Genomic DNA, 25665 nt, shown 5'->3' on the forward strand with positions numbered 1-25665 from the left:
TCCGCCATGAACACGACTGAGGAGACCGGCACCGAGATCGACGTCCTGCGGGTCTTCTGCGCGGGCGACGGACGCCACGGCAACGCCCTCGGAGTCGTACGCGACGGGCGCGTCCACCCGGACGAGGCGTCCCGGCAGGCCCTCGCCAAGGAACTCGGCTTCAGCGAGACCGTGTTCGTCGACGACCCCGAGCGCGGGATCGTCGACATCTACACCCCCGGACTGCGGCTCCCCTTCGCCGGGCACCCGCTCGTCGGCACCGCCTGGCTGCTCGACCTGGAGGTGATCTGCCCGCCCGCCGGAGAGGTCTGGGTGCGCGGCGACGGCGAGTTCACCTGGATCGAGGCGCGCGCCGAATGGGCCCCGCCGCGCACCCTGCGCCGCTACGGCTCCGCCGCGGAGGTCGACGCGCTGGAGGTGCCCGAGCCGGGGGAGTGGATCTACGCCTGGGCGTGGGAGGAGGAGGCCGCCGGACGGATCCGGGCGCGCGCCTTCCCCGGCCGGGGCGACGGCATCGACGAGGACGAGGCCACCGGCGCGGCGGCCCTGCTGCTCACCGCCGAGCTGGGCCGGGCCCTGAACATCACGCAGGGCCGGGGGTCGCAGCTGCTGACCGCCCCCGGCCCCGACGGGATCGTGGAGTTGGGCGGACGGGTCCGCCTGGAGCGCACGCTCATGCGCTGAGGGACCCCGCCCGGGGTCCCGTGGCCCCTCTGTGCCGAGAAGGCTCCGCCCGGGGTCCGGCGGCGCCCGCGCACCGACCGGACCCCGACCGGGGCCCCGTGGCGCCTACGCGCTGAGGGGGAACTCCCCGCCCAGCTCGCGGAAGACGGCCGTGTTGAAGGCGAAGGCCCGCTTGCACTCGTCGACGATCCGCTGCTTCTCCAGGTCGTCGGCCCGGACCCCGTCGAGGAGTTCGCGGTAGGTCCGCTTGAACGCCGCCGGGTTGCCGATCGCGTCGAAGACGTAGAACCGCACGCCGTCGCCCTTGCGGTCGAAGCCCCAGGTCCGCTCGGCCTTGTCGCGGATGATCTGACCGCCCGACAGGTCGCCCAGGTAGCGGGTGTAGTGGTGGGCGACGTAACCGGCGGGCCACGTGCGGGCGCACTCGGCGACCCGCTCCGCGTACGCCTCCGTGGCGGGCAGCGCCGAGGCCCCGGCGCGCCACTCCGGGCCGCGCAGGTGGGCGAGGTCCGCCTCCAGGGCGGCCGTGCGGAAGAGCTCGGGCTGTATGAACGGCCCGGCGACCGGGTCCTCGCGCAGCGCCTCCGCGCCCTCCTCCAGGGCCCGGTACACGAACCACAGCTGCTCCGTGTAGCGGGCGTAGGCGTCCACGCCCAGCCGTCCGCCGAGGAGGTCGCCCATGAAGGACGAGGTCTCCGCCTCCGTGTGCTGCTCGTGCGAGGCCGTGCGGATGAGGGTGGAGAAGGGGGTGTCCAAGGCGTGCCTCCGGGACCGATGGGGCGGGAACCAGCTGACCCGATGGTGCCAAGTTAGGCTTACCTAAGTCAACTGGTTCCCGACAGCCTGTCGGTAAGGAGATGTACCCCGTCGGGGGTCAGGGCAACGTAAGGATGTCCGCCCCGGTCTCGGTCACCACCAGGGTGTGCTCGAACTGCGCCGTCCGCTTGCGGTCCTTGGTCACCACGGTCCAGCCGTCGTCCCACATGTCGTACTCGTGGGTGCCGAGGGTCAGCATCGGCTCGATCGTGAAGGTCATGCCGGGCTGGATGACGGTGGTGTGGTGGGGCGAGTCGTAGTGCGGCACGATCAGGCCGGAGTGGAAGGACGAGTTGATGCCGTGCCCGGTGAAGTCCCGCACCACGCCGTAGCCGAAGCGCTTGGCGTACGACTCGATGACCCGGCCGATGATGTTGATCTGGCGGCCCGGCTTCACCGCCTTGATCGCGCGGTTCAGCGACTCCCGGGTCCGCTCCACGAGCAGCCGCGACTCCTCGTCGACGTCCCCGCACAGGTAGGTGGCGTTGTTGTCGCCGTGGACGCCGCCGATGTACGCCGTCACGTCCAGGTTCACGATGTCGCCGTCGCGCAGCACCGTGGAGTCCGGGATGCCGTGGCAGATGACCTCGTTGACCGAGGCGCACAGCGACTTGGGGAAGCCCCGGTAGCCCAGGGTCGAGGGGTAGGCGCCGTGGTCGCACATGTACTCATGGGCGACCCGGTCGAGCTCGTCGGTGGTGACGCCCGGGGCGATGTGCTTGGCGGCCTCCTCCATCGCCTGCGCGGCGATGCGGCCGGCGATCCGCATCCGTTCGATCGTGTCGGAATCCTGCACCTCGGGCCCCGTGTACGGGGTGGGGGCGGGCTTCCCGACGTACTCGGGACGGCGGATCGAGCCCGGGACGGAGCGGGTGGGGGAGAGCTCCCCCGGTACGAGAAGCGACTGGCCAGACATGCCAGCGAGTCTAACGACCGCGTCTGGGGCAGCATGGTCACGAGGGAAGGAGCCGACGACCATGGCCCTGTTCAAGAAGCGCACGGCCGGAAAGCCGGGCGAGTGGTACTACTGCCTGGAACACAAGAAGGTCGAGGAGGGGCCGGAATGCCCGGCGAAGAACCGGTTCGGCCCCTACGCCACCCGTGAGGAGGCCGCCCACGCCATGGAGACCGCCCGCGAGCGGAACCTGGAGTGGGAGACCGACCCCCGCTGGCACGACGCGCCCGGCCCGGACGAGGACCGGGACCAGGGCTAGGAACGGTCCGGCGACGGCGGCCGGGGCCCGTCACACGGCCCCGGCCGCCGCCGTCGCCTCCTGCTGGGCCTTGCGGCGCAGCGCGTCCGCGTCCGTGGCGGAGTCGTACCGGAGCAGCCTCGGCAGCGCCAGGCACAGCAGGCCCACCGAGGCCACGCAGGCGACGCCGCCCGCCCAGACGGCCGTACGGGTGCCGGTCCAGCCCGCCATGACGCCCGCCCGCACCTGGCCGAGCTGCGGACCCACGCTGTACGAGAGCACCTCGATGCCCGCGAGCCGGCCGCGCAGCTCCTCCGGGATCGTCTGGTTCCAGATCGTCGAGCGGCCGAGCCCGCTCAGCATGTCGCCGGCGCCCGCGAACGCCAGGCAGACCAGCACCAGCCACACGTTCCCGAACCAGCCCGCGCCCGCGACCGCCAGGCCCCAGCCCGCCGCGCCGCCCGCCACGAGCAGCCCGTGCCGCCGCACCTTCGAGGTCCAGCCGCTGGTCAGCCCCAGCACCAGGGAGCCGACCGAGCCCGCCGCGTACATCAGGCCCAGCGACCAGGGGGCGTCCAGCTCGTCCGCGAGGAAGGGGAAGACCGCGTTCGGGAAGGCGAAGACCATCGCGGCCAGGTCGACGGCGTACGTGCCCAGCAGCACCGGCCGCGACCAGGCGTACCGCGCGCCCTCCGCGACCGACCGCAGCGAGGGCTTCTCCGCGTCGTGCGCGGGCGGCGCGGGGGACAGCCGCCGGCACATCAGCACCGACACCGCGAAACCCGCCAGCGTCACCGCGTACGCCGGTGCGTGGCCCGCGTAGGCCACCACCAGGCCCGCCACCGAGGGGCCCGCGATCGCCCCGACCTGCCAGCGCAGCGAGTTCAGCGCGGCGGCCGCCGTCTGCTGCTCGTGCGGCACGATCCGGGCGAGCAGCGAGTCCAGCGCGGGCCGCTGGAGTCCCGCCAGCGCCGACACCCCGGCCGCCACCACGTACAGCGGCCACAGCATCGGCCCGGTGAGCAGCGCGTTCACGAGCAGCAGCAGGGCCAGCAGCCCCAGGCCCGCCTCCGTCGCCACGATCACCCGGCGCCGGTCCACGGCGTCCGCCAGCGCCCCGCCGTACAGCCCGAAGACCACCAGCGGCACCAGCTCCACCGCGCCCATCGCCCCCACCGCGAGCGGCGAGTCCGTCAGCTCCTTGATCTGGAGGGGCAGCGCGACCATCGCCATGGCACTGGCGAAGTACGTGACGAGCCCCTGTGTCCACAGCAGCCGGAAGTCGGCGGAGGACCGCCAGGGCGAGGTGTCGGGAAGCACGGCCGCGAGCCGGGCACGCAAGGAGGAGGACGTCACGGGCCCTCATGCTCCGGACGCGCCCGCCCCGGGGCAACCGATTTCCCGGCCGGTTCCCGGGGGCCTCCCGCCCTGCGAGCCTCCCGCCCCGGGGGCCTCCCGCCCCACGAGCGGGCCGCCCCACGAGCCCGTGGGCCCGCCACCGACGGGAGGGCGTGCCACCAACGGGGGCGTGCTACCAGCGGGCCGGCGGCGGGGACGTCAGGCGGTCCGCCAGGGTGGAGAGGCGGTCGCGGAGCCGGCGGCCGCGCGGGCCCGGCAGGCTGTTCTCCCCGGCCGCCGCGCTGACCAGGTGCTGGACCGTGTCCAGGTCCACCTCCGCGCCCTCCGCGACCGTCAGCGCCTCGTGGGCCAGGCCCCGCACCTCCGGGTCGCCGCCGTCCAGCGACAGCACCGTCGCCCCCGCCCGGCGCGCGTCGTGCACCCGCTGGAGCAGTCCCGCCCCCGGCCGCTCCGGTGCCACGACCAGGAGCGTCGCACCCCGGCCCGCCGCTTCGAGACGGCCGAGACCCACCGCCAGGTGTGCGGGCCGCCCGGCCCGCACCCGGTGCCGCACCAGCGTCGGCGCCAGCTCCGGCTGCCCCGACCAGGCCGCCTCGTCCACCAGGTGCGCCGCGAGGTGCCAGGGCTCGTACTCCTCCGTGCCGACGAGCAGCAGCCCGCCCCGCGCCGGCACCACCGACGCCCGCAGCGCCCCGGCGAAGCGGCGGGCGGCGCGCGGCCACTCCGTCCCGGCGAGCACTTCCCGCAGCAACGCGACCCGTACGGCATCCATGGCGCCGCATGATGCCCCGGTGGCGGGCCCCGCGCGGGCGGGTTGTCGGCGAACCACCCGAACGGGTCCCGAACCGGTGGGTAGGGTCGCCCCATGACTTCCTCGACCGCTCCCCGTCCCTCGAACCGTCCCGCGAAGGACCCCTGGGACCTCCCCGACGTCTCCGGCCTCGTCGTCGGCGTCCTCGGCGGCACCGGCGACCAGGGCCGCGGCCTCGCCTACCGCCTCGCCGCCGCCGGCCAGCAGGTGATCATCGGCTCCCGCGCCGCCGACCGCGCCGCGGCCGTCGCCGCCGAGATCGGCCACGGCGTCGAGGGCGCCGACAACGCCGAGTGCGCCCGCCGCAGCGACGTCGTCATCGTGGCCGTCCCCTGGGACGGCCACGCCAAGACGCTGGAGTCGCTGCGCGAGGAGCTCGCCGGCAAGCTCGTCGTCGACTGCGTCAACCCGCTCGGCTTCGACAAGAAGGGCGCCTACGCCCTCAAGCCCGAGGAGGGCTCCGCCGCCGAGCAGGCCGCCGCGCTCCTCCCGGACTCCCGGGTCGCCGCCGCCTTCCACCACCTGTCCGCCGTCCTCCTCAAGGACACCTCGATCGCCGAGATCGACACCGACGTGATGGTCCTCGGCGAGGAGCGCGCCGACGTCGAGATCGTGCAGGCGCTGGCCGGCCGCATCCCCGGCATGCGCGGCGTCTTCGCCGGCCGGCTGCGCAACGCCCACCAGGTCGAGTCGCTGGTCGCCAACCTGATCTCGGTGAACCGCCGCTACAAGGCCCACGCGGGCATCCGGATCACCGACATCTGAGCCGGCCGTCGGGCGCCCGTCCGGGCGCCCCCGGGTGTCCGCCCGGGTGTCCGGCCCGCCCGGGGGGCGGAGCCGGAGAAGGGACGCTTCGGGGCATGGGGGACACTGGTCGGGCACCGTCAGCCGTACCCGACAGGAGCCGACCCCCATGCCCCGTCTCGCCCTCTACTCCCTCGCGGTCTGCGCCCTGGCCGTCGCCGCGGCCGTGATCTCCTTCGTGAACGGCAGCTTCATCGGCGTCGTCTGGGTGCTCCTCGCCGGCCTCTCCTCCAACATGGCCTGGTACTACGTCCGCCGCGCCAGGGCCGAGAAGGCCGACGCCGCCCCGGCCGCCCAGGTCTAGAGCGGGCAGCCCGGCGGCGTCCCCTCCCAGAAGCGGAACAGTGCCGAGCCGCAGGCGCGGTCCAGGACGCCGACGTCCAGGGACCGCAGCAGGGCGTCGACCGCGTCGAAGAAGGCGCCGTTCAGCACCGGCACGAAGAGCAGGACGATCACGGCGAAGAAGCCGTACGGCGCGTACGGCGCGATCTTCCGCTTCAGCTCGTACGACAGCCAGGGCTCCACGATGCCGTAGCCGTCGAGCCCCGGCACCGGCAGCAGGTTCAGCAGCGCGGCCGTCACCTGGAGGAACGCCAGGAAGGCCAGCGCGTACCGGAAGGCGGCCGGCACCCCGTCGAGCGCGTCCAGCCAGAACGGGGCCGTGCACACCACCGCGAACAGCACGTTCGCCAGCGGGCCCGCCGCCGAGACCAGGCTGTGTCTCCAGCGGCCCTTGATCCGCCCCTGGTCGATGAAGACGGCCCCGCCCGGCAGGCCGATCCCGCCCATGATCACGAAGAGCACGGGCAGGACCACGCTCAGGACGGCGTGGGTGTACGCGAACGGGTTCAGGGTCAGATAGCCCTTGGCGCCCACCGTGACGTCGCCGCTGTGCAGCGCCGTGCGCGCGTGCGCGTACTCGTGCAGACAGAGCGAGACGATCCACGCCGAGGTGACGAAGAGGAAGACCGCCACTCCGGGCAGCGCGGCGAAGTCCGTCCACACCCCCCAGCCGGCGGCCGCCATGACGGCGAGGACCGCCAGGAAGACGGGACTGATCCGGCGCTCCCGGCGGCGGACGGCGGCCGAACTCATCACGGGCTCCCCCGAAGGCGTGTCCGCGCGGACGCGGTGCGGATCGTACGGCGTGGTGCGGGTCGCGCGGCGTGGTGCTGTGCGGTGCGCGGGCGTGGTGCGGTGCGGGTGGGGCGTTCCGGGCCGTGCGGGTCGTACGGACGCGCGCGGGCGCGTACGGACCCGGTGCGGGTCCCGTGTGCGGGAGAACGTACCGTCCCGCGCCGGGGTTCCCCGCGTGCCGGGGCGTGCCGGGTCCTCACGGAGAATGGGGGCGTGCGCTACTGCCTCCTCGGACCGACCCGGGCGCTGGCCGCCGACGGGACCGAGCCGCCCGTCGGCGGCCCCCGCGTCCGCGCCCTGCTCGCCGCGCTCGCCCTGCGGCCGGGCCGGGCGCTGCCCGTGACCGTGCTCGTCGACGAGGTCTGGCACGGCGACGAACCGCCCGCCGACGCCGTCGCCGCCCTCCAGGCGCTGGTCGGACGGCTGCGGAAGGCGCTCGGCCGGGACCGGGTCCGCTCCGCCGGCGGCGGCTACCTGCTCGACGCCGGCCGCGAGGACGTCGACCTCTTCCGCTTCGAACGGCTCGCCGCCGACGGCGCCGCCGCGCTCGCCGCCGGGGACCCCGGGCGGGCCGCCGCCCTCCTGGACGAGGGCCTCGCCCTGTGGACCGGGCCCGTCCTCGCCGACCTGCCCGACCGGCACGCCGAGGCCGCCCGCTGGGAGGCCCGCCGGCTCGACGCCCGCCGCGCCCGCCTCGGCGCCGCCCTCGCCCTGGGCCGGGCCGCCGACGCCCTGCCCGAGCTCACCGCGCTCTGCGCGGACCGCCCGCTCGACGAGCCGCTCCAGGCCCTGCGGATCCGGGCCCTGCGCGACGCGGGACGGACGGCCGAGGCGCTGGTCGCGTACGAGGAGGTGCGGCGGACGCTGGCCGGCCGGCTCGGCGCCGACCCCGGCCCCGAGCTGCGCGCCCTCCACGCGCACCTCCTCGCGGACGAGCCGCCCGCGCCCATGGCCGCACCGGACCCCGTACCGGCATCGGCTCCGGATCCGGCTCCCGTGCGGGCTCCCGCGCCCGGCAACCTGCGGGCCCGGCTCACCTCCTTCGTCGGGCGCGAGGAGGAGATCGACGCGCTGCGCGGGGACCTGGCCGCCGCCCGGATGGTGACCCTGCTCGGGCCCGGCGGCGCCGGCAAGACCCGGCTCTCCCAGGAGGCGGCCGAACGGTCCGCCGCCGCCTGGCCCGACGGCGTCTGGGTCGCCGAACTGGCCCCCGTCCGCGACCCCGAGGCCGTGCCCGAGGCCGTCCTCGCCGCCCTCGGCGCCCGCGAGACCGTCCTGCGCGGCGCCGGCGCCGAGGAACTGCGCGGCGACGGCGACGCCCTCTCCCGGCTGGCGGAACACTGCGCGGGCCGCCGGATGCTGCTGCTCCTCGACAACTGCGAGCACCTGGTGGAGGCCGCCGCCCGGCTGGCGGAGGCGCTCCTCGCCCGCTGCCCGGGGGTGCGGGTCCTCGCGACGAGCCGGGAGCCGCTGGGGGTGCCGGGGGAGCGGGTGCGGCCGCTGGGCCCGCTGCCCGAGGCGACCGCGCTGCGGCTGCTCGGGGAACGCGGCGCCGCCGCGCGACCGGGCTTCGACGTGGCCGGGGACCCGGAGGCGGCGCGGGAGATCGTGCGGCGCCTCGACGGACTGCCGCTGGCCGTGGAGCTGGCGGCGGCCCGGCTGCGGATGCTGTCGCCGCGGCAGATCGCCGACCGGCTCGACGACCGCTTCCGGCTGCTGACCTCGGGCGCGCGGACCGTGCTGCCCCGCCAGCAGACGCTGCGGGCGGTCGTCGACTGGTCCTGGGACCTCCTGGAGGAGCCGGAGCGGGCGGTGCTGCGCCGTCTCGCCGTCTTCACCGGCGGCTGCGACCTGGAGGCGGCCGAGGCGGTCTGCGCCGGACCGGAGGACGCGGACGTCCTGGACGTGCTGGGCGCCCTCGTCGACAAGTCGCTGGTGGTCGCCGCGCCGGAGGAGTCCGGCATGCGCTTCCGGCTCCTGGAGACGGTCGCCGAGTACGCGGGGGAGCGGCTGGACGAGGCGGGCGGGCGGACGGCCGCCGAACGGGCCCACCTCACGTACTACCGCGAACTCGCCCGCGCCACGGACCCCGAGCTCCGCGGCCCCGGACAGCTCGCCGCCATGGCCCGCTTCGACGCCGAGTACGGCAACGTCCGCACCGCGCTCTCCCGGGCCGTCGCCCTCCGCGACGAGGACGAGGCGCTCGTCCTCGTCCACTCCCTGCTCTGGTACTGGCAGCTGCGCGACCTGCGCTCCGACGCCCTCCAGGGCGCCCGGGCCGCCGCCGGGCTCGGCCCCGACCCCTTCGCGCCGCCCGCCGCGCCCGTCGTTCCACTCCACGAACCGTGCACGGCCGCCCCGCCGCCGCTCTCCGCCGAGCAGCGCTGGGAGGCCCGGCGGGGGGTCAGGCTCCTCGAACTGATCAACATGGACCACGAGACGGGCCGCTGGACCACCCCCGAGGGCACCGCCCGGCTCCGCGAGATCACCGCCGTCTACCCGCCCGGCCTGCCGCAGACCTGCCGGCTCCCCGGCTCCTTCGCCGTCTTCGCGGTCATCATCACCGGTGAGGCCGGCCGGCTGCGCGAACTCCTCGACACCACCGTCCGGGCGTGCCGCGACCACGGCTACGACTGGGAACTCGCCAACATCCTGCACATGCGCGCCAACATCCTCGCCAACCGCGGCGAATGGACCGGCGACGCCATCGCCGACGCCGACGAGAGCCTGGAGATCTTCGAAAGGCTCGGGGACGCCTGGGGGATGGCCGAGGCCCTCTCCTCCCGCGCGGAGGCCCACGAGCGGCAGCTCGAATTCGACGAGGCCGCCGCCGACTTCGTCGCCGCCATCGGCTACGCGGAGAAGATCGACGCCCCCTCCCAGCAGGCCCTGCTGCGCGCCCGGTACGCCGACATCCTGGTCGAGACCGGCCGGATCGAGGAGGGCGAGGCGATCCTCCGGGAGGTCCTCGACGGCCGCCACGGCACCGGCCACGAGTCCCAGCTCGGCGCCCGGCTCTTCCTCGCCCACGCCCTCGGCCGCACCGGGCGCACCGCGGAGGCCCGCCGCCACCTCCTCGCGCTCCGGGAGGAGTTCGGCAGCGAGACCCTGTCCGTCTTCGACGGCTTCATCCTGGCGGGCCTGGCCTGGGCCGACGTCCTGGAGGGCGAGTACGAGGCCGGGCTCCGCAACGCCGTCGAGGGGTACGGGCGGTCCCTGGGCGCGCTGGCGATGATGGTCGCCCCGCAGATGCCCGCGGGCCAGCTCACCCTCGCGGCCTGGGCGCTCGCCGGGCTCGGCGGCGCCGGGGCCCGCACGGCGGCCGTGCTCCTGGGCGCCCGCGAGAACCTGATCCCGGCCGGACACCGCCGCCCGTCGCTGGAGCAGGAACACCTGGAGCGGGCCACGGAACTGGCCCGCTCCGCCCTCGGCGGGGCGGAGTTCGCCGCCGCGTACGCCGAGGGCGGCGGCCTCTCCTTCGAGGAGGCCGCCGCCCTGCTCGGCAGCGCCGCCGACGCGATCGATGGGCGCGCCGAGTCCTGAACCCCCGTGCCGGGGCGGCGCCTCAGGTCTTCTTGCGGAAGCGGGAGACCGCGAGCGGCGCCGTGACGAGCGTGATCGCCAGCGACCAGCCGAGGGTCATCCACACGGAGTGGGCGACCGCGCCGCCGTTGATGAGGTTCCGGGCCGCGTCGGCCAGGTTGGAGAGCGGGTTGTAGTCCGTGAAGGTCTCCAGCCAGCCGGGCATCGTCGTCGTCGGCGCGAAGATCGAGGAGCCGAACTGGAGCGGCATCAGGACCAGCATCGCCATGCCCTGGACCGCCTGCGCGGACTTCAGGCTCAGACCGAGCAGGATGAAGATCCACATCAGGGAGGCGCCGAAGACCACCGACAGGCCGATGGCGGCCAGCAGGTGCAGCACCGAGGTGTGGATCGACAGGCCCAGCAGGAAGCCCATGCCGAGGAGGATCGCGGTGGCGATCATCATCCGGCCGAGTTCGACGACGATCTTGGCGATGAGGACCGAGGAGCGGGCGATCGGCATCGTCCGGAACCGGTCCATCACCCCCTTCTTGAAGTCGTCGTTGATGCCCACGCCGACGCCCATGGCGATGTTCATGCCCATCATCGCCATCAGGCCGGGCGTCACGTAGTTCACGTAGACGTCGTTGTTGCCCTTGCCGGATATCGCGCCGCCGAAGACGTACACGAACAGCAGGATGAAGATGATCGGCATGAACACGGCGTCGAACATCGACTCCGGGTCCTGCTTGATCTGGAGCGCGTTGCGCCGGGCCAGGGCGCCGATGTGGCGCAGGTTGGCCCGCAGGCCGATGCGGCCGTCGGCGTCGGTGCGGACCGGCCGGACCGGGGCGGGGCCCGCGGCGCCGGCGGGGGACTTGGTGACCGTGGTCGTGCTCACGCGGCGACCTCCTCGGTGATCTCGTCGGCCGCGGTGCTCTTCTGGCCGGTGATGGCCAGGAACACCTCGTCCAGGCTGGGCAGATGGGTGCCGATGTGGGCGATGCCGAAGCCGCGCGCCCCGAGCAGGGAGACCACCGCGGTCAGCTGCTGGTCGGTGAGGATCGGCACGTACAGGGCGTCCTCGTCGGGCACCACGGTCGCGCCGGCGACGCCGTCCAGGCCGGTCTCGCGGAGCGCGGCCGCCATCGCGGGCAGCTGCGCCGGGTCGATCGGGCGGACCTTCAGCGTCCGGCCGCCGACCTTCGCCTTGAGCTCGTCGACCTCGCCGTTGGCGATGACCTTGCCGCGGTCGACGACGGTCAGCTCGCTCGCGAGCTGCTCCGCCTCCTCCATGTACTGGGTGGTGAGGAGGACGGTGACGCCCTCCGACACCATCCGCTTCACCTCGTCCCACACCTCGTTGCGCGTGCGGGGGTCGAGGCCGGTGGTCGGCTCGTCCAGGTAGAGCACGGCGGGCTGCCCGATCATCGAGGCGGCCAGGTCGAGGCGGCGCCGCATGCCGCCGGAGTAGTTCATCGCCGGGCGCTTGGCGGCCTCGGTGAGGGAGAAGCGCTCCAGCATCTCGTCGGCGCGGCGGCGGGCCTCCGCGCGGGACAGGTCGAGCAGCCGGCCGATCATGTACAGGTTCTCGAAGCCGGAGAGCTTCTCGTCGACCGAGGCGTACTGGCCGGTGAGGCCGATGGTGCGGCGCAGCTGGCGGGGCTGGCGCACCACGTCGTAGCCGGCGACGACGGCGGTCCCGGCGTCCGGGACGAGGAGGGTGGACAGGCAGCGGACGAGGGTGGTCTTCCCGGCGCCGTTGGGCCCGAGGACGCCGAGGACGGTGCCCTCGCGGACGTCCAGGTCGACCCCGTCGAGGGCCTTCGTCTCGCCGAAGTGCTTCACGAGGCCCCGGACCTCGACGGCGTTGGTCTGTGATCGCGTCATGTCCACCATGGAACAGGGCGCCGCTGACAGTCCTCCGACATTTCTCCGACAGACGGCCGACAGCCCGCCGACGGGGCGTCGGCGGGCTGTCGGCCGTGCGGGAGCGCCTGGTGGGAGCGGGGCGCGGGAGCTCCTAGTGGAAGGTGTGCTCCTCGGCGGGGAAGGACCCGCCGGCCACGTCCTCGGCGAAGGCGCGGGCGGCGTCGCCGAGCGTCTCGCGGAGGTTGGCGTACTGCTTGCTGAAGCGCGGCACCTTGCCGCCGGTGAGGCCGGCCATGTCGGTCCAGACGAGGACCTGGGCGTCGGTGTCGGGGCCCGCGCCGATGCCGATGACCGGGATGTGCAGCGAGCGGGTGACCTCGGCGGCCAGCTCGGCCGGCACCAGCTCCAGGACGAGCGCGAAGGCGCCCGCGTCCTGGGCGGCCTTGGCGTCGCGCAGCAGCTTGTGCGCGGCCTCGTCGGAGCGGCCCTGCACCCGGTAGCCCATGGTGTTCACGGACTGCGGGGTGAGGCCCAGGTGGGACATGACGGGGATGCCGGCCTGGACCAGCATCTCGGTCTGCGGCAGCGAGCGCTCGCCGCCCTCCAGCTTGACCGCCTGCACGCCGGCCTCCTTGACGAGGCGGGTCGCGCTGCGCAGGGCCTGGACGGGCCCCTCCTGGTACGAGCCGAAGGGGAGGTCGCCGACGACGAGGGCGCGCCGGGTGCCCCGGACGACGGCGGCGGAGAGCAGGGCCATCTCGTCCATCGTGACGGGCACGGTGGTGTCGTAGCCGAGGTGGCAGTTGCCCATGGAGTCGCCGACGAGGATCACCGGGATGCCGGCCTCGTCGAAGACGGACGCGGTCATGGCGTCGTAGGCGGTGAGCATGGGCCACTTCTCGCCGCGGGTCTTCGCGGCGGCGATGTCGTGGACGGAGAGTCGGCGCGAGCCCTTGCCGCCGTACAGCGTCTTCGTACCGTCGGCGGGCGGCTTCTGGGCAGCCTGAAGCGTCATGGTGAACGGCTCCTTCGTCATCTCGAGGCGCCCTGACGGCGTCCCCGGACCGCTTCCATGGTGGCACTTCGTCCGGCGGGCGGGGAAGTGGGGCGGGGTGTCGCTGTTCACACGGACCGGACGGGTGCGGGGGGTTTCGCGCCGGACGGGCACGGAGGGCTCCCGGCCGGGCCGGCGTCGAGGCTCTCGGGACGCACGGGCGCGGGGGCCTTGGGACGCACGGGCGCGGAGGGTCTCCGGCCGGGCCGGCACCGGGGGTTTCGGGCCGGACCGGCGCGGGGATTTTAAATACGAGACGGTCCCGTTTCGAAAAGAGGTTACAGTGGTGCGCATGCCAGAGCCGTCCCCTGTTCCCGCCCCCGCGCCGCCCCGCGTGCCCGAGGCCGTCCACCGCCGCCGCTGGGCCGTCCTCGGCGTGCTGATGCTCAGCCTGCTGATCGTCGTCCTCGACAACTCGATCCTGAACGTGGCGGTCAAGACGATCGCCTCCCCGGCCCCCACCGGCCTCGGCGCCACCCAGAGCGAGCTGGAGTGGGCGATCAACTCCTACACGCTCGTCTTCGCCGGCCTGCTCTTCGCCTCCGGTCTCCTCGGCGACCGGCTCGGCCGCAAGAAGTCCCTCCTCTTCGGCCTCACTGTCTTCGGCGTCGGCTCCGCCCTCGCCGCCCTCTCCGGCTCCCCGGGCGAGCTGATCGCCTACCGGGCCGTGATGGGCCTCGGCGCCGCCTTCGTCATGCCCGCCACCCTCGCCGTCCTCATGAACGTCTTCGAGCGCGACGAGCAGCCCAAGGCCATCGGCATCTGGGCCGGCAGCGTCGGCCTCGCCATCGCGATCGGCCCGATCACCGGCGGCATCCTCCTGGAGCACTTCTGGTGGGGCTCGATCTTCCTCATCAACGTGCCCGTCGTGCTCCTCGGCCTCGGCCTGATGGCCTGGCTCGTCCCCGAGTCGAAGGACCCCGCGCCCGGCCGGATCGACCTCGTCGGCGTCCTCCTCTCCGTCCTCGGCCTCGTCCTCCTCGTGTACGGGATCATCCGCGGCGGCGAGCAGGCGTCCTTCACCGAGCCGGGGGTCCTCGCCCCGGTTCTCGGCGGCCTCGCCGTCCTCACCGCCTTCGTCCTGTACGAGAGGCGCAGCGACCACCCGGCACTGGACGTCTCCTACTTCCGCAAGCCGGTCTTCTCCGCCGCCGTCGCCGCCATCGCCCTGGTCTTCTTCGCCCTCATGGGCGTGACCTTCTTCTCCGCCTTCTACCTCCAGAGCGTCCGCGGCTACAGCGCCCTCGACTCCGGCCTGCTCCTGCTGCCGCTCGCCCTCGCGCAGATGGTCTTCGCGCCCCGGGCCCGGCTCGCGGTCGCCCGCTTCGGCGCGCGGGCGGTCTGCGCCACCGGCATGGCCGCCGTCGCCCTCGGCCTCGGCGCCTTCGCCTTCTTCGACGCGGACACCCCGGTCTGGGTGATGGCCCTGGTCTTCCTGGTGCAGGGCGCGGGCATGGCGCACATCATGCCGCCGGTCACCGTCGCGATCATGCAGACGCTGCCCCGGGAGAAGGCGGGCTCCGGCTCCGCCGTCAACAACACCTTCCGCCAGGTCGGCGGCGCGCTCGGCGTGGCCGTCCTCGGCTCCGTCCTCTCCTCCGTCTACCGGGGCGAGATCGAACCGCACCTCGACGTCCTGCCGCCCGCCGTCCGCACCACCGCGGGCGAGTCCCTGGAGGCCACCCTCGCGGTCGCGGAGAAGCTCCACGCCGACGCGCTCGTCGCCCCCGCGTACCAGGCATTCCTCGACGCGATGCACGTCACCGCGTACGCCTCGGCCGGCATCGCCGCGGTCGGCGCGGTCGTCGTGGCCCGCTTCCTGCCCGGCCGCACCCCGGCCCCGGACGCCCCGGCCCCGGCCGCCGCGAAGGCCCCGGAACCGGCCGGCCGCTGACGCCCCGAGGGGCGGGCCCGTCCCGGCCCGCCCCCGGGAGGGCGAGAATGAAGGGGTGGCAGACCCCCGCACACCCACGAGAGACGGAGCCCGCGTGCCCCTGGCGGACGGCGACACCCCCGAAGGCCCCCGCCCCGCCCCCGGGCCCGCCTCCGGAACCACCGGCGCGCCCGAGCCCGGTCACGTACCCGAGCCCGGTCACGCGCCCGGCTCCGGGCCCGGGGCCGCGCGCGAGCGCGCCTCCGCCTCCGCGCCCACTCCCGTTCCCGCCTGCACTCCCACCCCCACCCCCGCCCCCGCCCCCGATCCCTGCGACGGGCCGCGGCGGGGCCGGCCGCGGAGCGAGGGGGTGGAACAGGCGGTCTTCGACGCCGTCGTGGGGCTGCTGGAGGGCGGGGTCCCGCTCGGGGACGTCTCCATCGAGCGGATCGCCCGCACGGCGGGCGTCGGCAAGGCGACGATCTACCGGCGCTGGTCCGGCAAGGAGGACCTGCTGGTCGAGCTGGTCCGCTCGATCGAGCCGCCGGACCCGGAGCTGCCCGGCACCTCGGTCCGCGACGACCTGGTGATGCTCCTGGAGTTCATGCGGCGGCGAGGGCTCGCCAAGCGGACCTCCGCGCTGCTGCGGAACATGTTCGCCCAGATGCAGGCCCACCCCCGGCTCTGGGAGCACTACCACCGCACGGCCATCGAACCCCGCCGCCGCCGCGGCATCGAGGTCCTGGAGCGGGGCGTCGCCACCGGGGAGGTCCGGGCCGACCTCGACCTGGACCTGGTCAACGACCTGTTCATCGGACCGCTCCTGCTGCGCACGGTCCTCCAGCCCGACGCCGACCTGTCGCCCGACTTCCCGGCCCGCGTCGCCGACACCATCCTCGACGGGGTCAGGCCCAGACCGTGACCCGGGCCCCGACCTGCGCAAATGTGCGCGTTCTGTCACAGCCCGGCCGAACCGGCGCGCCGCCGGAACCCCGGCGCGCACCCCGTCCGTCCTTGGGGGAGTGCACGGGGCCCGGCATCGCCTAGGGTCGAGTCCGGGTCCGGAGCACGACGGCACGACGGCACGGCAAGGCGAGCGAGGGCAGCGATGGCGCGGGTGGACATGACGGGGACGGAGCACGGCGGGACGGAAGGCGGGCGTTCCGGATCCCGCGGCCGGTTCCGCTCCTCCCTGGGCCGTCTGCGCCGCGATCCCGGCATCTGGCGGCGCGGCGTCCTGCTGGCCGTCTGCGCCCTCGTCCTCACGCTCCTGATGGCCTTCCACGCGCAGATCCCCAACCGCGTCGGCAACCTCGGCAGCCTCACCGAGACCTTCCTGCCCTGGGCCGGCCTCCTCGTGCCGCTGCTGCTCGTCCTCGCGCTGCTGCGCCGCTCCGCCACCGCGCTGCTCGCGCTGCTCCTCCCGGCGGTCGTCTGGCTCAACCTCTTCGGCGGGCTCGTCGCCGACAAGTCGGCCTCCGGCGGCGACCTCACCGTCGCCACCCACAACGTCAACGCCGACAACGCCGACCCGGCGGGCACCGCCCGCGTCCTCGCCGCCTCCGGGGCCGACGTGCTCGCCCTGGAGGAGCTGAAGGCCGACGCGGTGCCGGTCTACGAGCGGGAGCTGGCGGCGGAGTACCCGTACCACTCCGTCCAGGGCACCGTCGGCCTGTGGAGCCGGCTGCCGCTGCGGGACCCGCGGCCGGTGGACATCCACATGGGCTGGACCCGCGCCATGCGCGCCACCGTCGTCGCCCCCCAGGGCGAGGTCCGGGTGTACGTCGCCCACCTCCCCTCCGTACGGGTCAACCTCGACGCCGGCTTCACCGCCAGCCAGCGCGACACCAGCGCCGACGCCCTCGGCGAGGCCATCGCGAACGACCGGGCGCAGCGGGTCGTCCTCCTCGGCGACCTCAACGGCACCATGAACGACCGCGCCCTCAACGCCGTCACCGCGCAGATGCGCTCCACCCAGGGCGCGGCGGGCGACGGCTTCGGCTTCTCCTGGCCGGCCTCCTTCCCGATGGCCCGGATCGACCAGATCCTGGTGCGCGGCGTCGAGCCGGTGTCGTCCTGGGCGCTCCCGCGGACCGACAGCGACCACCTGCCGCTCGCCGCCCGCGTCACCCTCTGACCCGGTCGGCCTCGCCCTCCGGCCGGGTCCGGAGCAGCCTCCGGTCCGGGTCGCATCGCCTCCTCGCCGCGGCCCGCGTCGCCCTCCGACCCGGTCCGCGTCACTCTCCGACCCCGTCCGTGGCGCCCTCCGGCCCTGCCGAAGCCAGGCGTACGGCGGCCGAAACCTTTTCTCCATCCCCCGGAAGCCGGGGGACCCTCCGGGATCTGTCACAATTTGTTTTGTCAGAAAACAAAACCCTGGATCCGGAAAGGGTCTCCCACCCATGCCCGTGGCCCTGCTCGCCCTGGCCATCTCCGCTTTTGGCATCGGCACCACCGAGTTCGTGATGATGGGCCTGCTGCCCGACGTCGCCGCCGACCTCGGCACCACCGTCCCGACCGCGGGCCACCTCGTCTCCGCCTACGCCCTCGGCGTCGTCGTCGGCGCCCCGCTGCTCACCGCCCTCGGCTCCCGCGTCCCCCGCAAGCGGATGCTGCTCCTGCTGATGGCCCTCTTCACCGTCGGCAACCTCGCCTCCGCCCTCGCCCCCGGCTACGGCTGGCTGATCGCCGGCCGGGTCCTCGCCGGCCTCCCGCACGGCGCCTTCTTCGGCGTCGGGGCCGTCGTCGCCGCTCGGCTCGTCCGCCCCGACCGGCAGGCCCGCGCGGTCGCCACCATGTTCCTCGGCCTCACCGTCGCCAACATCCTCGGCGTCCCCGCCGCCACCCTGCTCGGCCAGCGCCTCGGCTGGCGCGCCACCTTCCTCGTCGTCGCCGTCATCGGCCTGGTGGCGCTCGCCGCCCTCGCCCGGCTGGTCCCGCGGCTGCCGGTGGACGAGCGGCAGGGCGTGGGCCGCGAGCTGCGCGCCCTCGGCCGTCCGCAGGTGCTGCTGGGCCTGCTCACCGCCGTCTTCGGCTTCGCCGGGGTCTTCGCGGTCTACGCCTACCTCGCCTCCATGACCACCGAGGTGATGGGCTTCGGCGCGTCCACCGTCACGGTCGTCCTCGCCCTCTTCGGCCTCGGCATGACGGCCGGCGCGCTGGCCGCCGGGCCGCTCACCGACCGCGCCCCGCGCCCCACCCTCTACGGTTCGCTGGCCGCCCTCGCGCTGACCCTGGTCGCCTTCCGCTTCACCGTCCACGTGCCCTGGCTGGCCCTGGTCACGGTGGTGGTGCTCGGCGCCGTCGGCTTCATGACGACCACCCCGCTCCAGATGCTCGTCATGGAGAAGGCGAAGGACGCCCCCACCCTCGCCTCCGCCTCCAACCACTCCGCCTTCAACCTCGCCAACGCGGGCGGCGCCTGGGCCGGCGGCGCGGCCGTCGCCGCGGGCTGGGGCTGGACCTCCCCGGCGCTGGTCGGCGCGGGCCTCGCCGCCGCGGGCCTCGCGATCGCCGTCACCGCCGGCGTCCTCGACCGCAGGAGCCGTACGGAAGAGGGGGCCTCGCACGTCGTCGCGCGAAGCCCCCTCGCCGCCGGGGAACCGGTCAGGACGCCGGCGGCGGTGTCGGAGTCTCCCGCCAGCGGTTCGTGATCGGCAGCCGCCGGTCCTTGCCGAAGCCCTTCGCCGAGATCTTGGTGCCCGGCGGGTACTGGCGCCGCTTGTACTCCGCCGCGTCCACCATCCGCAGCGTCCGCGCCACCAGCTCCGGGTCGAAGCCGGCCGCCACGATCGCGTCCGTGCCCTCGTCCCCGTCCACGTACCGGGCGAGGATCCGGTCGAGCACGTCGTAGTCCGGCAGCGAGTCCGTGTCGACCTGGCCGGGCCGCAGCTCGGCGCTGGGCGGCTTCACGATCGAGTTCTCCGGGATCGGCGGGGTCTGGCCGCGCTCCTCGGCGGCCCGGTTGCGCCAGCGGGCCAGCCGGAAGACGTCCGTCTTGTAGACGTCCTTGATCGGGCCGTAGGCGCCGACGGAGTCGCCGTAGAGGGTGGAGTAGCCCACGGCCAGCTCGGACTTGTTGCCGGGGGCGAGGACGAGGTGGCCCTCCTGGTTGGAGACCGCCATCAGGGTGGTGCCGCGCAGCCGGGACTGGAGGTTCTCCTCGGCCAGGCCGGTCAGCTCCAGGGCCGCCGTGTAGGCGTCGAACATCGGCTCGATGGAGACGGTGCGGAAGCGCAGGCCGGTGCGGCGGGCCAGCTCGGCCGCGTCGTCCCTCGAGTGCTGGGAGGAGTACTTCGACGGCATCGACACCCCGTGCACCCGGTCCGCGCCCAGCGCGTCGCAGGCGATCGCGGCGACGAGCGCCGAGTCGATCCCGCCGGAGAGGCCGACCAGCACCGAGCTGAAACCGTTCTTCGCCACGTACGCGCGGAGCCCGACGACCAGCGCCGAGTAGACCTCCTCGTCGTCGTCCAGCCGCTGCGCGTAACCGCCCGTCAGCTCCGGCTCGTACGCCGGGAGCACCTCCCCGGCCTCCCCGGCGAGCACCGCCCGGTCGATCCGCAGCCCGTCGTCCACCACCGTGCCCGGCGCCGGCGCCTCCGGGTCGGCCGCCGGCAGGTCCAGGTCGAGGACCACGCTGCCCTCGGTGAACTGCGGGGCCCGCGCGATCACCTCCCCCGCCGCGTCCACCACGATCGAGTCCCCGTCGAAGACCAGCTCGTCCTGCCCGCCGGTCGTCGCCAGGTACGCCGTCGTGCAGCCGGCCTCCTGGGCCCGCTTGCGGACCAGTTCGAGCCGGGTGTCGTCCTTGTCCCGCTCGTACGGCGAGGCGTTCACCGACAGCAGCAGCCCGGCCCGGGCGCTGCGCGCCGCCGGCACCCGGCCGCCCTCCTGCCACAGGTCCTCGCAGATCGCGAGCGCCACGTCGACCCCGCGCACCCGCAGCACCGGCAGGGTGTCGCCCTGCACGAAGTAGCGGAACTCGTCGAAGACGCCGTAGTTCGGCAGGTGGTGCTTGGCGAAGCGGAGCACGGCCCGGCCGCGGTGCAGCACCGCCGCCGCGTTCTCCGGGGAGCCCGCCGGGCGGCCGAGCCGGGGCACCGCCCGCTCGGTCCGGTCGAGGTAGCCGACGACCACCGGCACCTCCCCGAAGCCCTCGTCGGCGAGCCGCTCCGCGAGCGCGAGCAGCGCCGCCCGGGAGGCCTCGACGAAGGACGGCCGCAGGGCCAGGTCCTCGACGGGGTAGCCGGTCAGCGCCATCTCGGGAAAGGCGACGAGGTGCGCGCCCTGGCCGACGGCGTGCCGGGTCCAGTGGACGATCGCCTCGGAGTTCCCGGCGACGTCCCCGACGGTCGAGTCGATCTGATTCAGCGCGAGGCGTAGTTGAGGCATGTCCCCAGTCTAATCGTCAGATCGACGCTATGTCCTGGAAAGCATGGCCGATTCCCGTCGGCTTCCCGCCGCGCCGACCGTCTCCACCCGGACGGGTGCCCCCTTCCGCCCGACATGCGGAGAACGCCCGCCCATCTGATCATGGGCCCATGACGACCACTGACGATCCGGCGGAGTCGGCCCGACCCGCCTCGGGCGAGGACGCGGCGGTCCTCCAGGACGACGGCACCAAAAGGCAGTTCATCTCCTGGCTGACGCTCGCCTTCATGACCACGGCGTCCGTCGCCTCCCTGCGGCCCGCGCCGACCATGGCCATCTACGGCCTGGCCGCGATCTTCCTCTACCTCCTGCCCGCCATCGTCTTCCTCCTCCCCACCGCCCTCGTCGGCGCCGAACTCGCCTCCGGCTGGTCCGGCGGCATCTACCGCTGGGTCAGCGAGGCCCTCGGCAAACCGCTCGGCTTCCTCGCCGTCTGGTGCCAGTTCGCCATGACGATCGCCTACTACCCGAGCCTGCTCGCCTACGTCGCCTCGACCTTCGCGTACGTCATCGACCCCTCGCTCGCCGAGAACGGCCTCTACGTCGCGATCGTCATCGTCACCGTCTACTGGGCCGGCGTCTGGGTCTCCTCGCGCGGCACCCGCGCCATCGCCGGGCTCTCCTCCTTCGGCCTGATCGTCGGCACCCTGATCCCCGGCGTGCTCCTCGTCCTGCTCGGCATGGTCTTCCTCGGCCAGGGCAACCCCTCCGCCCAGCCGATGAGCCCCGACCACTGGCTGCCGCCGTGGACCGGCCTCGCCAGCCTCGTCCTCATCGTCAACAACTTCCTGTCCTACGCGGGCATGGAGATGAACGGCGTCCACGTCTCCTCGCTGCGCGAACCCAAGCGCGAGTACCCCAAGGCGATGTTCCTGGCCACCGGGCTCGTCCTGCTGATCTTCATCCTCCCGGCCCTCGCCATCGCCTGGGTCATGCCGTCCGACCAGCTCAGCCTCACCGCCGGCCTCATGCAGGCCTTCGGCGCCTTCTTCGACCACTTCTCCATCGGCTGGATGACCCGGGTCGTCGGCGTCATGCTGGTCTGCGCCGCCCTCGGCGGCATGCTCACCTGGCTCTCCGGACCCGCCAAGGGCCTCGTCCTGCTCTCCCGCCAGGAGGGCTACCTCCCGCCCGCCTTCCAGAAGTTCAACAAGGCGGGCTCGCCGACCAGCATCATGGTCGCCCAGGGCGTGATCACCACCCTGATCGGCGTCCTGTACGCCTTCAGCGACAGCGTCTCCAGCTCCTACTGGATGTTCTCCGTCATCACGGTGCAGATCTACCTGATCGCCTACCTGCTGATGTTCGTCGCCGTCGTCAAGCTCCGCCGCACCCAGCCCGACGTCGAGCGCGGCTTCCGCGTCCCCGCCGTCACCTGGGTCGCCGCCGTCGGCTTCGTCGCCTCCGTCCTCGCCCTCGTCATCGGCTTCGTCCCGCCCGACCAGTTCGACGGCGAACCCCTCTGGCGCTACCTCCTCGTCGTCGGCGGCGGCCTGGTCGTCCTCGGCCTCCTCATCCCCGGGCTGCTCCTCAAGTACCGCAAGCCCGAATGGGTCCACCCCGACCACCGGGAACCTTCCGGCACTCCCTGACGTCTGACCCCGTATGCCCGGAAAGGTCACGCGCGCGTCCGCCGTCCTGCTGTTCCTGGGGGCGCTCGCGTACACCGCCTGGGTCCTCGAAGTCGTGGTGCGGACCGGTCTCGACCCGGTCCGCACCTACGTCTCCGAGCTGGCCGCCGCCGACCAGCCGCTCGGCGGCCTCTTCCGCGCCACCGACCTCGCCGCCGGGCTCCTCGTCCTCGCCGGCGCCGTCACCGGCCTCCTCGCCACCCGCGCCGCCGGCCCCCCGGCCGAACCCGGCGTCCCCAGCTGGGCCCGCACCGCCCCCGGGGCGGGCCGCCGCCCCTGGCTCCTCGCCGGCTGGGCCGCCCTCGCCCTCTTCGGCGCCGCCACCGCCGTCGACTCCCGCCTCCCGCTCAGCTGCGCCCCCACCACCGACCCCGAGTGCGCCGCCCGCGAGACCGCCGGACTCGTCCCCGCCACCCACACGGCCCACGCCGTCAGTTCGAGCCTCGCCCTGACCGGCGCGCTCCTCGCCATGGTCGCGCTCACCGTCGCCGCCCGCCGGTACGGCCTCTGGCCGCCGCTGGCCCGCAGCGGCCCGGTCCTCGTCGCCCTCGAAGCCGCCGCCACCGTCTGGACCCTCGCCGCCGTCGCCGCCTTCGAAGCCGGAAAGGGCCTGTGGTCCCTCGGCGCGGGCCAGCGCCTCCAGGTCCTCCTCGTCGCCGTCTGGACCGCCGTCCTCGCCGTCTCCCTCGCCCGCGAGCACCCGCGCACGCCGACGGGGGACCGGCGGGACCGCCGGGACCGGCGCCGGGAGAGGACCCGCGGATGACCCCCGTACCCCCGCAGCGCGGCGAGAGGACCCGAGGATGACCTTCGTACGTCTCGGGGGCACCGCCCACCACGTGGTCGTCGACGGGCGGGGGCCGGTCTGCGTGCTCTCCGCCGGACTCGGCCTCGGCTGGTTCGACTGGGACCCGGTCGCGGCGCTGCTCGCCCCGCACCGCACCGTCGTCCGCTTCGACCGTCCCGGCCACGGCCTCTCCCAGGGCAGCACCGCGCCCCCCACCCTGGCGGGCGAGGCCGACCGGATCGCCGGCCTCCTCGACGCCCTCGGCCTGCCCGGGCCCGTCACCCTCGTCGGCCACTCGATCGCGGGCCTCCACGCCGAGGGCTTCGCCCGGCTCCACCCGGACCGCACGGCCGCCCTCGTCCTCCTCGACTCCTCCGTGGAGGACCGCCCCCGCACCACCGGCTCCGCCTGGACCGTCCCCGCCGGGACCGTCCTCACCGCCCTCGGCCTGCCCGCCGCCCTCGGCCCGGCCCTCCGCCGGCTCGCCCTGCGCCCCGACACCGCCCCGCCCGCCGAGGTCCGCCGCGTCTACCGCACCTCACGCGCCTGGCGCGGCCCGCTGCGCGAGAACGCCCGCTACGGCGCCGTCGCCGCCGAACTCCTCGCCCTGCGCCGCACCCGCCCGCTGCCCCCCGGCGCCCCCGTCACCGTCCTCGCCGCCCCCGACGGCTCCGCCCGCTGGGAGCGCCGCCAGCGCACGCTGGCCCGACGGCTCGGCGCCCGCTACGAGGCGGCCGTGCCCTCGGGCCACCTGGTCATGCGGGACGACCCGGGCACGGTGGCCCGGGTCGTCCTGGAAACGGGCGGGGCGGGCGGTCAGGAGGCGGCGTAGACGCTCGCGCAGAACGCCTTCAGCTGCTCGTCCGACAGCCGCTGCGCCAGATCGGCCTCGCTGATCATGCCGACCAGCCGCTTGTTCTCGATCACCGGCAGCCGCCGGATCTGGTGGCTCTGCATCTCCTCCAGGACCGCGCCCACGTCCGCGCCCGCGTCGATCCAGCGCGGGGTGCCCTGCACGATCGAGCCGCAGGTCACCTTCGCCGGGTCGTGGCCCATCGCCACACAGCGGACCACGATGTCGCGGTCGGTCACGATGCCGCAGAGCCGTTCGTTCTCGTCGGCGACAGGAAGCGCCCCCACGTTCAGTTCGCGCATCAGCTGCGCCGCGCGGTCGAGAGTCTCGTGTTCCGGGATCCAGCGGGCCCCCGGGTGCATGATGTCCTTCGCCGTGGTCATGGGGTGCGTGCCTTTCGTCGGACGTCCTTGGGCGTACGTCGGTCCCCGAGCGCCTTCATTCTGCGGGCACGCGTCGGCCCCCGCGACCGCAGCGGGTCACGGGGGCCGGGAACGTCCTGCGGACGCCTCAGGCGGTGGCGCCGCGCTTGCGGAGCATGTCCGCCATCAGCAGGATCTCCGACTCCTGGGCGTCGACCATGCCCTGGGCGAGGTTCCGCTCGACCTCCACCGAGCACCGCTCCACGCACCCCTGGGCCATGTGGACCCCGCCCCTGTGGTGGGCGGTCATCAGCCGCAGGTAGAGGATCTCGGCCTCCTTGCCGGACGCCTTCCGCAGGGCGTCCAGCTGCGCCTTCGTCGCCATGCCCGGCATCAGCGCGCCGTCCCCGGAGCCGGTGGCGGGCATGTCCATCCAGGTCATCGGCGCGGTGCCGGACTCGACCTTGGGCAGCTTCCACAGGTCGAGCCAGCCGAGCATCATGCCCCGCTGGTTGGCCTGGGTGTTGGCGATGTCGTACGCGAGCCGGCGGACCTCGGGGTCCTCGGTCCGGTCCCGGACGATGAAGGACATCTCGACGGCCTGCTGGTGATGGACCGACATGTCCCGGGCGAAGCCGGCGTCCGCGGAGGCGCTGACGGGGGTGCCGGGCGCCTCCTCGCGGTCCGCCGAGGCGACCGTGACCGCGCCCGCGGCGAACAGCACCGAGAGGGCGACCGCGGTGACCGCGGCGTACCGCGTGCGGCGGCCGTTCACTGGCCCATCCCCGCGCCGCCCACGCCGTCGGCGCCGACGCCGCCGGTGCAGGCCGCGCCCGGCTCGGGGGTCTGGGCGCCCTGCACGTACTTGGTGAAGAAGGCGTCCACGCGCGGGTCGGTCGCGCTGTCCACGGTGACCTGCTTGCCCCAGGCGCTGAGCATGATCGCGCCGGTCTGGTCGTCGACCGGGCTCATCAGCGTGTAGGGGGTCTTGGAGACCTTGTCCTTCAGCTTGTCCAGGTCGGCCGCGGCGGCCTTCTTGGTGTACGTCACCCAGACGGCGCCGTGCTCCAGGGAGTGCACCGCGTTCACCTCGGGGACGGCCTTGTCGTAGACGTCGCCGTCGCAGTTCAGCCACACCGGGTGGTGGTCGCCGCCGACCGGCGGCTTCATGTCGTACTTCACGGCCGTCTCGACGTGGTTGCGGCCGAGCTTCTTCGCGTCCCAGGACTTCTCGCCGACGATGGGCGCCTTGGCGGCGGCCTCCTTGGCGTCCTCCTTGTCGGACTGCGTCTTGAGCACGTAGCCGCCGAAGCCGACGAGGCTCAGCACGACGACGGTGGAGATGCCGATGGTCAGGAAGCGGTTGCGGCGCTCGCGGGCCTGCTCGGCGCGGCGCATCTCCTCTATTCGGGCACGGCGGTCGGCGGAGGTGGAGCGGTTGGCGGCCATGGTGGTGTCGTCCTTCTGGGAAAGA

General features: G+C 74.2%; 24 protein-coding genes. 12 read left to right on the forward strand and 12 right to left on the reverse strand.

The genetic code is table 11. From position 1 onward, the window contains the following. Positions 1–6: 6 nt before the first annotated feature. On the forward strand, positions 7–684 hold the full coding sequence (locus tag IE326_RS28250; protein ID WP_150227876.1) for a PhzF family phenazine biosynthesis protein: 678 nt from the start codon (positions 7–9) through the stop codon (positions 682–684). A gap of 105 nt (positions 685–789) precedes the next feature. On the opposite strand, the gene IE326_RS28255 is transcribed toward IE326_RS28250, so the two are convergent. Together IE326_RS28255 and map are read right to left on the reverse strand one after the other, a co-directional pair. Beyond that, positions 790–1440, reverse strand: a complete 651-nt coding sequence (locus tag IE326_RS28255) for a biliverdin-producing heme oxygenase (RefSeq protein WP_030755082.1) — start codon at positions 1438–1440, stop codon at positions 790–792. Between the two features lie 118 nt (positions 1441–1558). Further along, positions 1559–2416, reverse strand: a complete 858-nt coding sequence (gene map / locus IE326_RS28260) for a type I methionyl aminopeptidase (RefSeq protein ID WP_150227875.1) — start codon at positions 2414–2416, stop codon at positions 1559–1561. Positions 2417–2477: 61 nt separating this feature from the next. Between map and IE326_RS28265 the strand changes: the two genes are divergently transcribed. Continuing rightward, entirely contained in the window at positions 2478–2714 is a 237-nt protein-coding gene (locus tag IE326_RS28265; protein WP_190043691.1) for a hypothetical protein, read from the forward strand. 30 nt (positions 2715–2744) lie between these two features. Here IE326_RS28265 and IE326_RS28270 read toward each other — a convergent pair whose 3' ends face one another. Both IE326_RS28270 and IE326_RS28275 read right to left on the reverse strand, forming a co-directional pair. Next, a complete protein-coding gene (locus tag IE326_RS28270; protein ID WP_190043692.1) occupies positions 2745–4049 on the reverse strand; it encodes an MFS transporter in 1305 nt (434 codons plus the stop codon). A 175-nt stretch (positions 4050–4224) separates the two neighbouring features. After that, positions 4225–4824: a hypothetical protein gene (locus IE326_RS28275; RefSeq protein WP_150227873.1), complete on the reverse strand. Its 600-nt coding sequence runs from the start codon at positions 4822–4824 to the stop codon at positions 4225–4227. Between the two features lie 93 nt (positions 4825–4917). Between IE326_RS28275 and npdG the strand changes: the two genes are divergently transcribed. Both npdG and IE326_RS28285 read left to right on the forward strand, forming a co-directional pair. After that, positions 4918–5628, forward strand: coding sequence for an NADPH-dependent F420 reductase (gene npdG / locus IE326_RS28280; RefSeq protein WP_150227872.1), 711 nt, complete (start codon positions 4918–4920; stop codon positions 5626–5628). Positions 5629–5776: 148 nt separating this feature from the next. Beyond that, positions 5777–5971, forward strand: coding sequence for a hypothetical protein (locus tag IE326_RS28285; RefSeq protein WP_150227871.1), 195 nt, complete (start codon positions 5777–5779; stop codon positions 5969–5971). On the opposite strand, the gene IE326_RS28290 is transcribed toward IE326_RS28285, so the two are convergent. Continuing rightward, positions 5968–6762, reverse strand: coding sequence for a site-2 protease family protein (locus IE326_RS28290; RefSeq protein ID WP_190043693.1), 795 nt, complete (start codon positions 6760–6762; stop codon positions 5968–5970). The genes IE326_RS28285 and IE326_RS28290 overlap by 4 nt on opposite strands. A gap of 255 nt (positions 6763–7017) precedes the next feature. Between IE326_RS28290 and IE326_RS28295 the strand changes: the two genes are divergently transcribed. Then, complete coding sequence (locus IE326_RS28295) at positions 7018–10347, forward strand: ATP-binding protein (protein ID WP_190043694.1); 3330 nt, start codon at positions 7018–7020, stop codon at positions 10345–10347. Positions 10348–10369: 22 nt separating this feature from the next. Here IE326_RS28295 and IE326_RS28300 read toward each other — a convergent pair whose 3' ends face one another. From IE326_RS28300 to panB, 3 genes are all read right to left on the reverse strand, one after another. Continuing rightward, positions 10370–11227: an ABC transporter permease gene (locus IE326_RS28300; RefSeq protein WP_190043695.1), complete on the reverse strand. Its 858-nt coding sequence runs from the start codon at positions 11225–11227 to the stop codon at positions 10370–10372. Further along, on the reverse strand, positions 11224–12225 hold the full coding sequence (locus IE326_RS28305) for an ATP-binding cassette domain-containing protein (protein WP_190043696.1): 1002 nt from the start codon (positions 12223–12225) through the stop codon (positions 11224–11226). The genes IE326_RS28300 and IE326_RS28305 overlap by 4 nt, the downstream gene beginning before the upstream one ends. A 124-nt stretch (positions 12226–12349) precedes the next feature. After that, positions 12350–13213, reverse strand: coding sequence for a 3-methyl-2-oxobutanoate hydroxymethyltransferase (gene panB, locus IE326_RS28310; protein WP_150227866.1), 864 nt, complete (start codon positions 13211–13213; stop codon positions 12350–12352). A 331-nt stretch (positions 13214–13544) separates the two neighbouring features. Between panB and IE326_RS28315 the strand changes: the two genes are divergently transcribed. From IE326_RS28315 to IE326_RS28330, 4 genes are all read left to right on the forward strand, one after another. Then, positions 13545–15146 carry an MFS transporter gene (locus IE326_RS28315; RefSeq protein WP_150227865.1) on the forward strand — a complete coding sequence of 534 codons (1602 nt, stop codon included), beginning with the start codon at positions 13545–13547 and terminating at the stop codon, positions 15144–15146. Positions 15147–15246: 100 nt separating this feature from the next. Further along, positions 15247–16047 (forward strand): TetR/AcrR family transcriptional regulator, encoded by an 801-nt coding sequence (locus tag IE326_RS28320; protein WP_373310347.1) that lies wholly within the window; start codon positions 15247–15249, stop codon positions 16045–16047. A gap of 201 nt (positions 16048–16248) precedes the next feature. Next, positions 16249–17262: an endonuclease/exonuclease/phosphatase family protein gene (locus IE326_RS28325; RefSeq protein ID WP_373310295.1), complete on the forward strand. Its 1014-nt coding sequence runs from the start codon at positions 16249–16251 to the stop codon at positions 17260–17262. A gap of 265 nt (positions 17263–17527) precedes the next feature. Further along, positions 17528–18778: an MFS transporter gene (locus IE326_RS28330; protein ID WP_150227862.1), complete on the forward strand. Its 1251-nt coding sequence runs from the start codon at positions 17528–17530 to the stop codon at positions 18776–18778. Here IE326_RS28330 and IE326_RS28335 read toward each other — a convergent pair. After that, the gene (locus IE326_RS28335; protein ID WP_150227861.1) at positions 18732–20519 is read right to left on the reverse strand and encodes an NAD+ synthase; all 1788 of its coding nucleotides are present in this window, start codon (positions 20517–20519) and stop codon (positions 18732–18734) included. The genes IE326_RS28330 and IE326_RS28335 overlap by 47 nt on opposite strands. Positions 20520–20668: 149 nt before the next feature. On the opposite strand from IE326_RS28335, the gene gadC reads away from it, so the two are divergent. Genes gadC through IE326_RS28350 form a run of 3 tightly spaced genes read left to right on the forward strand, consistent with a single transcriptional unit; the run spans position 20669 to position 23808 of the window. After that, on the forward strand, positions 20669–22150 hold the full coding sequence (gadC, locus tag IE326_RS28340; protein ID WP_150227860.1) for a glutamate/gamma-aminobutyrate antiporter GadC: 1482 nt from the start codon (positions 20669–20671) through the stop codon (positions 22148–22150). Positions 22151–22163: 13 nt separating this feature from the next. After that, entirely contained in the window at positions 22164–22955 is a 792-nt protein-coding gene (locus tag IE326_RS28345) for a DUF998 domain-containing protein (protein ID WP_190043698.1), read from the forward strand. Between the two features lie 37 nt (positions 22956–22992). Continuing rightward, positions 22993–23808 carry an alpha/beta fold hydrolase gene (locus tag IE326_RS28350; RefSeq protein WP_190043699.1) on the forward strand — a complete coding sequence of 272 codons (816 nt, stop codon included), beginning with the start codon at positions 22993–22995 and terminating at the stop codon, positions 23806–23808. Here IE326_RS28350 and IE326_RS28355 read toward each other — a convergent pair. From IE326_RS28355 to IE326_RS28365, 3 genes are all read right to left on the reverse strand, one after another. After that, complete coding sequence (locus tag IE326_RS28355) at positions 23793–24212, reverse strand: CBS domain-containing protein (RefSeq protein ID WP_150227857.1); 420 nt, start codon at positions 24210–24212, stop codon at positions 23793–23795. The genes IE326_RS28350 and IE326_RS28355 overlap by 16 nt on opposite strands. 127 nt (positions 24213–24339) lie before the next feature. Further along, positions 24340–24966, reverse strand: coding sequence for a DUF305 domain-containing protein (locus IE326_RS28360; protein WP_150227856.1), 627 nt, complete (start codon positions 24964–24966; stop codon positions 24340–24342). Continuing rightward, the gene (locus tag IE326_RS28365) at positions 24963–25640 is read right to left on the reverse strand and encodes a thioredoxin-like domain-containing protein (RefSeq protein ID WP_190043700.1); all 678 of its coding nucleotides are present in this window, start codon (positions 25638–25640) and stop codon (positions 24963–24965) included. Before IE326_RS28365 ends, IE326_RS28360 begins: the two co-directional genes overlap by 4 nt. Positions 25641–25665 lie beyond the last annotated feature (25 nt).

The organism is Streptomyces filamentosus (assembly GCF_014654895.1).
Taxonomy (GTDB): Bacteria; Actinomycetota; Actinomycetes; order Streptomycetales; family Streptomycetaceae; genus Streptomyces; species Streptomyces filamentosus.